The 13,091-nt window shown below is 65.6% G+C and carries 14 protein-coding genes and 1 tRNA gene; 9 read left to right on the forward strand and 6 right to left on the reverse strand.

Features of this window, described 5'->3' with window-relative positions; all coding sequences use genetic code 11:
• Positions 1–22 precede the first annotated feature (22 nt).
• The 6 genes from ispE to hisC all read left to right on the forward strand — a co-directional run bounded on the left by ispE (position 23) and on the right by hisC (position 4,730).
• Positions 23–904 carry a 4-(cytidine 5'-diphospho)-2-C-methyl-D-erythritol kinase gene (gene ispE / locus WS51_RS24375; RefSeq protein WP_069229872.1) on the forward strand — a complete coding sequence of 294 codons (882 nt, stop codon included), beginning with the start codon at positions 23–25 and terminating at the stop codon, positions 902–904.
• Between the two features lie 53 nt (positions 905–957).
• A tRNA-Gln gene (locus tag WS51_RS24380) sits at positions 958–1,034 on the forward strand.
• Positions 1,035–1,078: 44 nt separating this feature from the next.
• Positions 1,079–2,041 (forward strand): ribose-phosphate pyrophosphokinase, encoded by a 963-nt coding sequence (locus WS51_RS24385; protein WP_040142028.1) that lies wholly within the window; start codon positions 1,079–1,081, stop codon positions 2,039–2,041.
• 162 nt (positions 2,042–2,203) lie between these two features.
• The gene (locus tag WS51_RS24390; protein WP_059451461.1) at positions 2,204–2,812 is read left to right on the forward strand and encodes a 50S ribosomal protein L25/general stress protein Ctc; all 609 of its coding nucleotides are present in this window, start codon (positions 2,204–2,206) and stop codon (positions 2,810–2,812) included.
• A gap of 120 nt (positions 2,813–2,932) precedes the next feature.
• A complete protein-coding gene (gene pth, locus WS51_RS24395) occupies positions 2,933–3,532 on the forward strand; it encodes an aminoacyl-tRNA hydrolase (RefSeq protein WP_059451462.1) in 600 nt (199 codons plus the stop codon).
• A gap of 130 nt (positions 3,533–3,662) precedes the next feature.
• Positions 3,663–4,730: a histidinol-phosphate transaminase gene (gene hisC / locus WS51_RS24400; protein WP_059790987.1), complete on the forward strand. Its 1,068-nt coding sequence runs from the start codon at positions 3,663–3,665 to the stop codon at positions 4,728–4,730.
• 83 nt (positions 4,731–4,813) lie between these two features.
• On the opposite strand, the gene WS51_RS24405 is transcribed toward hisC, so the two are convergent.
• The 3 genes from WS51_RS24405 to rsmD form a co-directional block, all read right to left on the reverse strand.
• Positions 4,814–5,077: a YfhL family 4Fe-4S dicluster ferredoxin gene (locus tag WS51_RS24405; protein ID WP_069229873.1), complete on the reverse strand. Its 264-nt coding sequence runs from the start codon at positions 5,075–5,077 to the stop codon at positions 4,814–4,816.
• Positions 5,078–5,136: 59 nt separating this feature from the next.
• On the reverse strand, positions 5,137–5,634 hold the full coding sequence (gene coaD, locus WS51_RS24410; protein ID WP_059451465.1) for a pantetheine-phosphate adenylyltransferase: 498 nt from the start codon (positions 5,632–5,634) through the stop codon (positions 5,137–5,139).
• Positions 5,635–5,745: 111 nt separating this feature from the next.
• Positions 5,746–6,360 (reverse strand): 16S rRNA (guanine(966)-N(2))-methyltransferase RsmD, encoded by a 615-nt coding sequence (rsmD, locus tag WS51_RS24415; RefSeq protein ID WP_059544987.1) that lies wholly within the window; start codon positions 6,358–6,360, stop codon positions 5,746–5,748.
• A 202-nt stretch (positions 6,361–6,562) separates the two neighbouring features.
• On the opposite strand from rsmD, the gene ftsY reads away from it, so the two are divergent.
• Positions 6,563–7,723: a signal recognition particle-docking protein FtsY gene (gene ftsY / locus WS51_RS24420; RefSeq protein WP_059544985.1), complete on the forward strand. Its 1,161-nt coding sequence runs from the start codon at positions 6,563–6,565 to the stop codon at positions 7,721–7,723.
• Between the two features lie 96 nt (positions 7,724–7,819).
• On the opposite strand, the gene maiA is transcribed toward ftsY, so the two are convergent.
• The gene (gene maiA, locus WS51_RS24425) at positions 7,820–8,464 is read right to left on the reverse strand and encodes a maleylacetoacetate isomerase (RefSeq protein ID WP_059790989.1); all 645 of its coding nucleotides are present in this window, start codon (positions 8,462–8,464) and stop codon (positions 7,820–7,822) included.
• Positions 8,465–8,632: 168 nt separating this feature from the next.
• Here maiA and ybiB point away from each other — a divergent pair, with 168 nt between their 5' ends.
• Both ybiB and leuA read left to right on the forward strand, forming a co-directional pair.
• Positions 8,633–9,607, forward strand: coding sequence for a DNA-binding protein YbiB (ybiB, locus tag WS51_RS24430; RefSeq protein ID WP_059507783.1), 975 nt, complete (start codon positions 8,633–8,635; stop codon positions 9,605–9,607).
• Between the two features lie 395 nt (positions 9,608–10,002).
• The gene (gene leuA, locus WS51_RS24435; protein WP_060258525.1) at positions 10,003–11,649 is read left to right on the forward strand and encodes a 2-isopropylmalate synthase; all 1,647 of its coding nucleotides are present in this window, start codon (positions 10,003–10,005) and stop codon (positions 11,647–11,649) included.
• A 143-nt stretch (positions 11,650–11,792) separates the two neighbouring features.
• Here leuA and WS51_RS24440 read toward each other — a convergent pair whose 3' ends face one another.
• Together WS51_RS24440 and WS51_RS24445 are read right to left on the reverse strand one after the other, a co-directional pair.
• Positions 11,793–12,176, reverse strand: a complete 384-nt coding sequence (locus WS51_RS24440) for a nuclear transport factor 2 family protein (RefSeq protein ID WP_059451471.1) — start codon at positions 12,174–12,176, stop codon at positions 11,793–11,795.
• Between the two features lie 45 nt (positions 12,177–12,221).
• Positions 12,222–12,791 (reverse strand): acyloxyacyl hydrolase, encoded by a 570-nt coding sequence (locus tag WS51_RS24445; RefSeq protein ID WP_059507785.1) that lies wholly within the window; start codon positions 12,789–12,791, stop codon positions 12,222–12,224.
• Between the last annotated feature and the right edge of the window lie 300 nt (positions 12,792–13,091).

Genomic DNA, 13,091 nt, shown 5'->3' on the forward strand with positions numbered 1-13,091 from the left:
GCAACCTAGCCCCGACATACGCATGACCGATTCGACCCGCTCGCTGCGCAACTGCCTTGCGCCCGCGAAACTCAACCTGTTCCTGCACATCACCGGCCGTCGACCGAACGGCTATCACGATCTGCAGAGCGTGTTCCAGTTGCTGAACTGGGGCGATACGCTGCACTTCACGCTGCGCGACGACGGTCGCGTCGCACGCGTCACCGACGTGCCTGGCGTGCCCGAGGAATGCGACCTCGTCGTGCGCGCGGCCAACCTGCTGAAAACGCACACGGGCACCACGGCCGGCGTCGACATCGAGATCGACAAGCGCCTGCCGATGGGCGCGGGCCTCGGCGGCGGCAGCTCCGACGCGGCGACGACGCTGCTCGCGCTGAACCGTCTGTGGCAGCTCGATCTGCCGCGCGCGGAACTGCAGTCGCTCGCAGTGAAACTCGGCGCGGACGTCCCGTTTTTCGTGTTTGGAAAAAATGCGTTCGCAGAGGGTATCGGAGAAGAATTAGCTGAGGTAGAATTGCCGACTCGCTGGTTCTTGGTCGTAACGCCGCGAGTTCATGTCCCAACCGCTGAAATTTTTTCAGACGAGTTGTTGACAAGAGATACGAAGCGAGTCACAATTACGGACTTTCTTGCACAGCAAAACAGCGATGCGGGATGGCCAGACAGCTTCGGCCGGAACGACATGCAGCAAGTTGTGACAAGTAAGTACGCGGAAGTTGCGCAGGTGGTCAAATGGTTGTATAATGTGACCCCCGCGAGGATGACCGGCTCCGGAGCAAGCGTGTTTGCAGCGTTTCATAGCAGGCACGAGGCAGAAGCGGCGCAAGCCAAGCTGCCCACCGGTTGGAACGGTGCAGTTGCCGAGAGTCTGAACGAGCATCCGCTCTTCGCTTTCGCGTCATGAAGTTTCGCTTTATCGGATGGCCTACAAGTCCGGTGAAGTTATCAGTTGAGTGTAGGGGAGTCGCCAAGTTGGTCAAGGCACCGGATTTTGATTCCGGCATGCGAGGGTTCGAGTCCTTCCTCCCCTGCCAAAAATTTTCCCGCATTTCCCGCCTAAGCCTGAAGCAGGTGCACGATGAGCAGCCACAGCCATGATGGCCTGATGGTCTTTACTGGCAACGCGAATCCCGCGCTCGCCCAGGAAGTCGTCAATATCCTTGGAATTCCCCTCGGCAAAGCAATGGTCAGCCGTTTCTCCGACGGCGAGATCCAGGTCGAGATCCAGGAAAACGTGCGCGGCAAGGACGTCTTCGTCCTGCAATCCACGTGCGCGCCGACGAACGACAACCTGATGGAACTGATGATCATGGTCGACGCGCTCAAGCGCGCGTCCGCCGGCCGGATCACCGCAGCCATCCCCTACTTCGGCTATGCCCGCCAGGACCGCCGCCCGCGTTCGGCGCGCGTCGCGATCTCGGCGAAGGTCATCGCGAACATGCTGGAAATCGCCGGCGTCGAGCGGATCATCACGATGGATCTGCACGCCGACCAGATTCAAGGCTTCTTCGACATCCCGGTCGACAACATCTACGCAACGCCGATCCTGCTGGGCGACCTGCGCAAGCAGAACTACTCGGATCTGCTCGTCGTGTCGCCGGACGTCGGCGGCGTGGTCCGTGCCCGGGCACTCGCGAAGCAGCTCAACTGCGATCTCGCGATCATCGACAAGCGTCGTCCGAAGGCGAACGTCGCCGAAGTGATGAACATCATCGGTGAAGTCGAAGGCCGCACCTGCGTGATCATGGACGACATGGTCGACACGGCCGGCACGCTCTGCAAGGCAGCGCAAGTGCTGAAGGATCGCGGTGCGAAGCAGGTGTTCGCGTACGCGACGCACCCGGTGCTGTCGGGTGGCGCCGCCGAGCGTATCGCCGCATCGGCACTCGACGAGCTGGTCGTCACCGATACGATCCCGCTGTCGGCCGAATCGCTGGCCTGCTCGAAGATCCGCTCGCTGACGAGCGCGAGCCTGCTGGCCGAAACGTTCTCGCGGATTCGCCGCGGCGACTCGGTGATGTCGCTGTTCGCGGAATCCTGATCGCGGAACGACACGATATAGCATGCGCGGAAAGCGAAGCGGCAACGCTTCGCTTTTTGCACAATCGGACGGGATAGACGAAGCCCCGTCCGTTTCATCGGGGGCCGCCATTTCGCCGGCCCCGTTTTACTGCCTGGTCGCGGGCAGCTAATGGAGAATCACATGAAAGTCGTCGCTTTCGAGCGCCAACAGCAAGGTACGGGTGCGAGCCGCCGCCTGCGCAACGCCGGTAAGACCACGGGTATCGTCTACGGTGGCGAAGCAGCCCCGCAAAAGATCGAACTGGATCACAACGCGCTGTGGCACGCACTGAAGAAGGAAGCCTTCCACTCGTCGATCCTCGACCTGGAAATCGCTGGCCAGTCGCAACAGGTTCTGCTGCGCGACGTGCAATACCACCCGTTCAAGCAACTCGTGCTGCACGTGGACTTCCAGCGCGTCGACGCGAAGAAGAAGCTGCACACGAAGGTGCCGCTGCACTTCCTGAACGCTGAAGTCAGCCCGGCAGTGAAGCTGTCGAGCGCAATCGTCTCGCACGTCGCGACGGAAATCGAAGTCGAGTGCCTGCCGTCGGCTCTGCCGGAATTCCTCGAAGTCGATCTGTCGAAGATCGAAGCAGGTCAGTCGCTGCACGCGAAGGACATCGCACTGCCGAAGGGCGTGACGCTGGTCGCGCACGTCGACGCGGAAAACCCGGTCATCGCATCGGCGACGGTCCCGGCTGGCGCCGTGTCGGACGCAGCAGGCGAAGGCGAAACGCCGGCTGCCTAAGCGGCCGCCTACGCGCCCGATCGATCCGTTTCGAGAAACGGTCGACGCAACCCGCCGCGGCTTGCCCGGCGGGTTTTTCTTTTTCTGCGCCCAGGCGGGCGCTGCCGCCTACGAAACGTCATGATCAAACTGATCGTCGGCCTCGGCAATCCCGGGGCGGAATACACCGCGACGCGCCACAACGCCGGCTTCTGGCTGATCGACCAGCTCGCCCGCGAAGCCGGCGCGACGCTGCGCGACGAGCGCCGCTTCCATGGCTTTTACGCGAAAGCGCGCCTGCACGGCGAGGAAGTGCACCTGCTCGAGCCGCAAACCTACATGAACCGCTCCGGCCAGTCGGTCGTCGCGCTCGCGAGTTTCTTCAAGATCCTGCCCGACCAGATCCTCGTCGCCCACGACGAACTCGATCTGCCGCCCGGCACGGTGAAGCTGAAGCTCGGCGGCGGCAGCGGCGGCCACAACGGCCTGAAGGACATCACCGCGCATCTGTCGTCGCAGCAGTATTGGCGCCTGCGCATCGGCATCGGCCATCCGCGCGATCTGATCCCGGAAGGCGCGCGCGCCGGCGCGAAGCCCGACGTCGCGAACTTCGTGCTGAAGCCGCCGCGCCGCGAGGAGCAGGACGTGATCGACGCATCGATCGAGCGCGCGCTCGCCGTGATGCCGATGGTCGTCAAGGGCGAACTCGACCGCGCGACGATGCAGCTGCATCGCAACTGAATCCGCATCGCACCGGCATGGTGCAACGTGCCGTCCGGCGGCGCCGGGCGGCGACTGCTTCGTGCGCGATCACGCACCGCAACCGCCACATGCGGTAATCTGGTCGTTTTTGCCCGTCAGGAGCCAAGCGGTGAGCCGTTACTGGAGCGACGTCGTTCAGCAACTCGTGCCTTACGTGCCGGGCGAACAGCCCGCGCTCGCACATCCCGTCAAGCTGAACACCAACGAGAATCCCTATCCGCCCTCGCCGCGCGTCGTCGCGGCGATCACCCGCGAACTCGGCGACACCGGCGACACGCTGCGCCGCTATCCCGACCCGCTCGCGCGTGCACTGCGCGAGACGGTCGCCGCGCATCATCGGATCAAGCCCGGGCAGGTCTTCGTCGGCAACGGCTCCGACGAGGTGCTCGCACACGCATTCCAGGCGCTGCTCAAGCATGACCGGCCGCTGCGCTTTCCCGACATCTCGTACAGCTTCTACCCGACCTATGCGCGCCTGTACGGCGTAGAGACCGCAATCGTGCCGCTCGCGGACGACTTCTCGATCCGGGTCGAAGACTATCTCGACGATGCGGGCGGCGTGCTGTTTCCGAACCCGAACGCGCCGACCGGGCGCGCGTTGCCGCTCGCGGACATCGAGCGGATCGCGGCCGCGAACCCGTCGTCGGTCGTGTTGATCGACGAGGCGTACGTCGATTTCGGCGCGCAATCGGCGATCACGCTGATCGACCGCCATCCGAACCTCCTCGTCGTGCACACGACGTCGAAGGCGCGCTCGCTGGCGGGCATGCGCGTCGGCTTCGCGTTCGGCGATGCGGCGTTGATCGACGCATTGAATCGTGTGAAGGACAGCTTCAATTCGTATCCGCTCGACCGGCTCGCGCAGGTCGCCGCGCAAGCGGCATACGAAGACACCGACTACTTCGATGCGACCTGCCGGCGCGTGATCGACAGCCGCGCGCGGCTCACGCACGCGCTCGAGTCACTCGGTTTCGACGTCGTGCCGTCGGCCGCGAATTTCGTGTTCGCGCGTCATCCCGCGCACGATGCGGGCACGATCGCGGCGAAGCTGAAGGATCGGGAAATTTTCGTACGGCACTTCCGGGCGCCGCGCATCGACCAGCATTTGCGCATCACCGTCGGCACCGACGCCGAATGCGACGCGCTCGTCGCGGCATTGCGCGACCTGATCGGCTGACTCGAAGGGGAAGGAACCGGCGCCACGCGGCGCCGGCCGGGCAATCCGTGACGACGCGAGCGGCGCGCGTCGTCACGCGGTCACTACGCGTCGTCGCCCTTGGCGGCGATCAACGCGTGATACTTCGCCATCAACTGCGCGTGCGATTCTTCATGCTGCGGATCGCGCGGAATGCATTCGACCGGACACACCTGCTGGCACTGCGGCTCGTCGAAATGGCCGACGCACTCGGTGCACTTGTTCGGGTCGATCACGTAGATATCCGGGCCCATCGAAATCGCGCCGTTCGGGCACTCGGGCTCGCACACGTCGCAATTGATGCACTCGTCGGTAATCATCAAAGACATACTGATCTCACTTCTTCAGGCCGTCGGCCGGCTTCGCATCGAAACCGGCCGGCGCCGCGTCACGCGGCAGGGCCTCCCATCGCGGCGACTTTCTCGGTCAGCCACTTCTCGACGGACGGGAACACGAACTTGCTGACATCGCCGCCCAACTGCGCGATTTCGCGCACGATCGTCCCCGAGATGAACTGATACTGGTCGGACGGCGTCATGAACATCGTCTCGACGTCGGGCAGCAGATAGCGGTTCATCCCCGCCATCTGGAACTCATATTCGAAATCGGACACGGCACGCAGGCCGCGCACGATCACGCGTGCGTCGTTGGTGCGGACGAAGTCCTTCAACAGGCCCTTGAAGCCCATCACCTTCACGTTCGGATAATGACCGAGCACCTCGTTCGCAATCTTCAGACGTTCTTCCAGCGAGAAAAACGGCTTCTTCGCGCGGCTGTCGGCCACACCGACCACCAGCGTATCAAAAATGCTCGACGCACGCCGCACGAGGTCTTCGTGCCCGCGCGTCAGCGGATCGAACGTACCGGGATACACGGCGACTACCATGTCGCTCCTCCTGTCATCACGCAAACGGGGTGGCAGCCGTGCGATGCGCACGCCGCTGCCGAGATGGGCATGCGTCGCCTTTGCGGTGCGCCGCCTCGTATGGAACGCGCATTATTCATCATTTTCGCGCCGCAGCAAATGATAGTGAACCGCGCCTGCCTTGCCGTGCTTCACCACCTGCCAACCAGCCAGCGCTTCGTGCGCGGCCGGGTCGAGTTCCGCACCGGTCTCCACGTATAGCGCGCCGTCCGGCGCGACGAGCGGCGCCGCCAGCGCGATCGCGCGATCGAGCACGGCCGGCTCACCGAACGGCGGATCAAGGAACACGACGTCGAACGCGCCCGGGGTCAGCCCGGCCGCGAGCCGCAGCGCGTCGGCTTCCGCGACCTCGACCGAGCGCGCGCCGAGCTTGTCCTTGATCGCGCGCAGTTGTTGCGCCGCGCGCGGGTGGCGTTCGACCATCACGACGCTCGTCGCGCCGCGCGACGCAGCCTCGAAACCGAGCGCGCCGGTGCCCGCAAACAGGTCGAGGCAGCGCCGGCCTTCGAGATCCTGGCCGAGCCAGTTGAACAGCGTCTCGCGCACGCGATCGGGCGTCGGCCGCAGGCCGTCGAGATCGAGCACGGCGAGCGGCGTGCGCTTCCAGTCACCGCCGATGATGCGGATCGTGTGCGGCTTGCCGCGGCCAGGGGAGGCCGTCGGGCGGCCGGAAGAGGAACGGGACATACGGAAATATCGACGACGGAGGACCGGGTGCGCAGGAGGGCGCACCGCCAAACAGGCGCACGTTACCACAGCGGCGGCACCGGCTGACGCGAGTGCGTCGCCGCGCTGATAAAATGCACGGTTTCGGCCGCCGTGCGCACGCATGACGGCCCCTCCGGCGCTCCGCCCTGGCGGCGCCCCGCCCTCTTCCCGACGTCAGACCATGTTCAGCTTCTTCAAACGATTCAAGAAAACACAGGAGCCCGACTCCGCGGAATCGCAATCGATCGATGCGCCGCAACCGGACGAACCGTCCGACGCGCCCGCCGCCGACGCGCACCAGCCGATCGAAGCGCCGCAGGCGCCCGCGCAAGCGCAGCCGGCCGCGCCGGCCGTCGTGATGACGGTCACGCCGACCAACGACGGCAGCGACGAAGTCGTCGAAGCGGTCGAGATCGTTCCGCCGCCGACGCAGGACGCCGCCGCGAAGAAATCGTGGCTCGCGCGCCTGAAGTCCGGCCTCGCGAAGACGGGCTCGAGCATCACCGGCGTGTTCGTCAACACGAAGATCGACGACGACCTGTACGAAGAGCTCGAAGCCGCGCTCCTGATGTCCGACGCCGGCGTCGATGCGACCGAATACCTGCTCGGCGCGCTGCGCGAGAAGGTGCGCGCGGGCCGGCTGACCGATCCGCAACAGGTGAAGAGCGCACTGCACGACTTGCTCGTCGAGCTGCTCAAGCCACTCGAGAAATCGCTGATGCTCGGCCGCGCGCAGCCGCTCGTGATGATGATCACGGGCGTGAACGGCGCCGGCAAGACGACCAGCATCGGCAAGCTCGCGAAGCACCTGCAGAGCTTCGACCAGTCGGTGCTGCTGGCCGCGGGCGACACGTTCCGCGCGGCCGCGCGCGAACAGCTGGCCGTCTGGGGCGAGCGCAACAACGTGACGGTCGTCCAGCAGGAAAGCGGCGACCCGGCCGCGGTGATCTTCGACGCGGTCAGCGCCGCGCGCGCGCGCAAGATCGACGTGATGATGGCCGACACGGCCGGCCGCCTGCCGACGCAGCTGCACCTGATGGAAGAGCTGAAGAAGGTGAAGCGCGTGATCTCGAAGGCGCACGACGGCGCACCGCACGAGGTGCTGCTCGTGATCGATGCGAACACGGGCCAGAACGCGCTCACGCAGGTGAAGGCATTCGACGATGCGCTGGGCCTCACGGGCCTGATCGTCACGAAGCTCGACGGCACCGCGAAGGGCGGCATTCTCGCCGCGATCGCGCGGCAGCGCCCGGTGCCCGTCTACTTCATCGGCGTCGGCGAGAAGGTCGAAGACCTGCAGCCGTTCAGCGCAGTGGAATTCGCGGACGCGCTGCTCGGCTGAACGCAGCCGGCCCGTACCGCGACGGGGCGCCTTCGGGCGCCCTTTTTCATGCGTGGCCGGCCAGCCGTTCAGCCGGCCGCTTGCGCCGTCGCGGCGTCACTCGGCATCGGGCTGCACGCCTGGCTCGGCGGCCTTGAACGCGTCGAGCGTCGACGCATGTTCGGCGATCCGATGGAGCGTCGGAAAACGGGTCGTGTCAATCGAGAAACGGTTCGCGTTGAACACCTGCGGCACGATGCAGATATCGGCGAGCGTCGGCGTGTCGCCGAAGCAGAGCTTGCCGGTGCGCGGATCGTTCGCGAGGCGCGTCTCGAGCGACGCGAAACCCGCCTCGATCCAGTGCCGATACCAGTCGTTCTTCGCTTCCTCGGGCACATTCAGCGTGTGCTTCAGGTATTTGAGCACGCGCAGGTTGTTGAGCGGATGGATCTCGCACGCAATCTGCAGCGCGATCGCCCGCACATACGCGCGATCGACGGGCTGCTTCGGCAACAGCGCCGGTTCGGGATGCGTTTCCTCGAGATATTCGATGATCGCGAGCGATTGCTGCAGCGTGGCGTCGCCGTCGATCAGCGTCGGCACGACCGCATCCGGATTCAACGCGCGGTACGCGTCCTTCAATTGCTCGCCGCCGTCGCGCAGCATGTGCACGGGCACCGTGTCGTACGGCAACTGCTTCAGGTTCAGGGCGATCCGCACGCGGTACGACGCGGAACTGCGGAAATAGCTGTAGAGCTTCATGGGATGTCTCTCTGTTCGTATTCGGCCGGCAACGGCGCCGCGGCGCACGCGACCCCGCCGGGAACCCGAGTTTAGCGCGCCGCGCCGCGTCGGCGCGCGCAGCCGTGCTTGGGCGAGCCGCGCCCGTGCGATACTCGGGGCATTCCCCACCGCTCACCGCGCGCCCCGATGACCGCTCCCCACGATTCCGCAGCCTCGCCGTTCCCTTGCGCCCGCTTCATCAAGGAAATCGGCCGCGGCCCGCACGGCGCACGCGCGCTGTCCGCCGAAGACACGTTCGAGCTCTATCGCGCGATGCTCGACGCGCGCGTGTCGGACGTCGAGCTCGGCGCGATCCTGATCGCCTATCGCCTGAAGGGCGAAAGCGCCGACGAACTGGCCGCGATGCTCGCCGCCGCGCAGGCATCGTTCGAACCGGTGCGCGTGCAGGACGCCGCGTTCCGCCCCGTGTCGATCCCGAGCTACAACGGCGCGCGCAAGCAGCCGAACCTGGTGCCGTTGCTCGCGCTATTGCTCGCGCGTGAAGGCGTGCCGGTGCTCGTGCACGGCGTCGAGCGCGATCCGGGCCGCGTGACGAGCGCGGAGATCTTCTCGGCGCTGTCGATCGCGCCGTCGACATCGCACGACGCGATCGAGGACACGCTCGCGGAACGCCGCGTCGCGTTCGCGCCGATCGATGCGCTGGCGCCGCGCATCGCGCGCCTGCTGTCGCTGCGCGGCGTGCTCGGCGTGCGCAACTCGACGCACACGCTCGTGAAGATCCTGCAGCCGTTCGCGCCGGCCGGGCTGCGGCTCGTGAACTACACGCATCCGCCGTACCGCGACAGCCTCGCGCAACTGTTCCGCGATCATCCGGACGCCGCGCTCGGCGGCGCGCTGCTCGCGCGCGGCACCGAAGGCGAGGCGGTGGCCGACACGCGACGCCAGGTGCAGGTCGACTGGCTGCACGACGGCGTGTGCGACACGCTGATCGATCCCGAGCGCTCGTCGAGCGACGCGCCGCCCGTCGCGCTGCCGGAATCGCGCGACGCGGCAACCACGGCCGCGTGGACGGACGCCGTGCTGCGCGGCGAAATTCCGGTACCCGACACGCTTGCGCGGCAAGTCGCGACGATCGTGCGGATCGCCCGGCTCGCACCGTGACCGTGCATCCCGGCCCGGCACGGCGTCGCGCCGGGCTTTGAACCGACCATTTGACACGCGCACGCATCCTGGCATAGAGTTGTCGCCATGCGTTCCTTTCCGAACACCCTCCGAATTACCTCCGGCCGCCTAGCGCGGTCGCTATCGCTACGACTAGCCTAAGGCTGTCTTAGCGCCGTGTGCTGTCCGCACGGTCCCTCCCTGCAGTTCCTCGCAGCACCCTTCTCGCAGTTTTTACAACCCGAAGTCGTCAGCATTCGTCCGTCTATCCGTCGGCCGATTCGCGAAGATCATCCGCATCCGTTGCGCATTTGCCGCGCCACGGTGCGAGGCAGCGCCACCCGTCGCCCATGCCGCCCGTCTTCGCTCGCGACTTGAGACCCGAGGTCCAGAAGATGAAGCGCAACCCGCAAGACAAGTACCGTCCGTTCGAACCCGTCCGCATCAACGGCCGCCGATGGCCGACCCGCACCATCGAGCGTGCGCCGGTCTGGATGAGCACCGACCTGCGCGACGGCAACCAGTCGCTGATCGAGCCGATGAGCATCGAGCAGAAGCTGGAATTCTTCGACATGCTGGTCGCGATCGGTTTCAAGGAGATCGAAGTCGGTTTTCCGTCGGCGTCGCAAACCGACTTCGATTTCGTCCGCAAGCTGATCGACGACAAGCGCATTCCGGACGACGTGACGATCGAAGTGCTCGTGCAGTCGCGCGAAGACCTGATCGCGCGCACCTTCGATGCGCTCGAAGGCGTGCCGCGTGCGATCGTGCACCTGTACAACGCGATCTGCCCGTCGTTCCGGCGCATCGTGTTCGGGATGTCGAAGGACGACGTGAAGGCGCTCGCGGTCGACGGCACGCGACTCATCAAGGAACACGCGGCGGCCCGCCCGGACACGCACTGGACCTACCAGTACTCGCCGGAAACCTTCAGCATGACCGAGCTGACGTTCGCGCGCGAAGTGTGCGACGCGGTCGCGCAGGCGTGGCGGCCGACCCGCGACCACAAGATGATCGTCAACCTGCCGGCGACCGTCGAAGCCGCGAGCCCGAACGTGTTCGCCGACCAGATCGAGTGGATGGACCGCAACCTCGCGTATCGCGACAGCATCGTGTTGTCCGTGCATCCGCACAACGATCGCGGCACCGCGGTCGCGGCCGCCGAGCTCGCGCTGCTCGCGGGCGCCGACCGCATCGAAGGCTGCCTGTTCGGCAACGGCGAGCGCACCGGGAACGTCGATCTCGTCACGCTCGCGCTGAATCTCTATACGCAGGGCATCGATCCGGGCCTCGATTTCTCCGACATCGACGCGGTGCGCCGCGTGGTCGAACGCTGCAATCAGATTCCGGTGCATCCGCGTCATCCGTACGCGGGCGACCTCGTATTCACCGCGTTCTCGGGCTCGCACCAGGATGCGATCCGCAAGGGCTTCGCGCAGCAGCGCCCCGACGCGGTATGGGAAGTGCCGTACCTGCCGATCGATCCGGCCGACCTCGGCCGCAGCTATGACGCGGTCATTCGCGTGAACAGCCAGTCCGGCAAGGGCGGCGCGACGTTCCTGCTCGAGCGCGGGATGGGCTTTACGCCGACGCGGCGCGTGCAGATCGAATTCAGCCACGCGGTGCAGACGCTCGCCGATGCGTCGGGCGAGGAAGTGACCGGCGACGCGATCTGCGCGCTGTTCGCCCGCGAATTCTTCGAGACCGACGGCCCGGCCGCGCGCCACGGCGACACCGCGCGCTGGCAGAACCGCGACATCGCGGGCACGCCGCCCGCCGGCGCGACGCCCGAAGACGTCGTGCAACGCACTGCCGCGGCCTTCGCGACGGCAGCCGGCGCGACGATCGACGTCGCCTCGTGCGAACACACGCGCACGGCGGACGGACGAATCGCGGTATCGGTCGGCTGCCGGGTCGGCGATGCGCCGCTGCGGCACGGCGTCGGCGTGCATGCCGACGCGGCCAGCGCCGCGCTCGATGCGCTCGTCAGCGCAATCAACCGCTCGGCCTGGCAGTGCGCCGACCGCCGTGCGGCGGCCTGACCGGCGGGTTTTCGTTTCAGTGTTCGAACGTCAGCGAGCGGTGCGTGACCGCCCGTGCGCCGCGCAATCCGCGCCGCACGGGCAATGAAAAGCGGCCCAGGAGGCCGCTTCGGTCGGGACATGAAAAGGAGCGCGACGCGCGCTCATGTCTCGGTCGCGCACCGCGTCGCCTGCCACGCCAGCAGGCGCCACTGCCCCTGCTCGTGCGTATGGACGGCGGTATAGGCGATCGGAAACACCAGCCCGCCGTTGTTGGTTTCCATCTCGATCAGTGCGCGCCCGGTGACGACGCAGGTTGCGTCGCCGACGGGCAGCAGGTCTTGCGACTGGATTTCGATCTGGCGATAGCGACGGCGGCCGCCGACGATGGCGTCGATGAACTGCTGCTTGGTTTCGCGTTTGCCGTTGGTGTGCACGAAGAACACCTTGTCCGACAATTGCGCATCGAGCGCCTCGCCGTCCCCGTCGACCATCGCCCGGAACCGATCGCGCTCGAGCGCGCGAATCGCATCGACCACCTTCGCCATCGCCTGACTCCTCGGCAACGCGCCCGCCATGCGCGGGCGTGCGGATCAGAAGTTGTACTGCACGTAGAACTGGTGGAAATTTATACCAGGATTCGGCTCTTTGATACCCGCGTTAGACACATGTTGAAAACGGTAGCCGAGCTGGTACTGTTGCCGTTCTCCGAACTGCGCGCCGACGCCGACGACGTCCACGAACTGGAACGACGTCGCAAGCGACAGCTTGTCGGAGATCGTCGGGGAAGTCAGGAAGCGGATGCCGGCGCCGGCCTCGACGAACGGACGCACCTGGCCGGCGCTCTTGATGAAGCGGAACATCGGCGTCGCGCCGAATTCGCCGATGCTGCCGTGAACATTGCCGCCCGTGTGCCAGTAGCTGGCGTGGCCTTCCATCACGAACGCGAAGTGCCAGCCGCCGATTTCCCACCAGTTCCAGCCCGGATCCCACACGACGCCGAGATCGGCCTTGTCGATCCCGTGGCGATCCGAAAACCCGCCGCCCGCCTGGATCCCCCATCGATCGGCGAACGCGGCACCGGATCCGCCCAGCAGCGACGCCGCCAGCAGCGCATGCAGCGCAAGCCGGCTACGGGGGCGACAATTCTTCTTATTGTTCATCAGACACTCCAACTTTGTGGGTTGAATGGAGCCTCGCCGCAACGGCCGGGCCCGAGCGAACTGAATGGTATGGTAAAGGACTTTTCCGATCGGCATCACGAAGCGAAATTGTTTGCTTCCAAAACTACAAAAATCGAAACCGTCTACTGATTACCATGTGAAACAACGGCTTACGGAACTTCCGCCGGCCAGCCCTGTCGCAAATTAGACTATCGATTCAACGATCCCGATAGAGAACCGGGAACTTCGATGCCCGCACCCCCTCTAAGGATTTAGCACTCGGATTACGGGAGTGCTAAG

It is taken from the genome of Burkholderia territorii, assembly GCF_001718335.1.
Taxonomy (GTDB): Bacteria; Pseudomonadota; Gammaproteobacteria; order Burkholderiales; family Burkholderiaceae; genus Burkholderia; species Burkholderia territorii.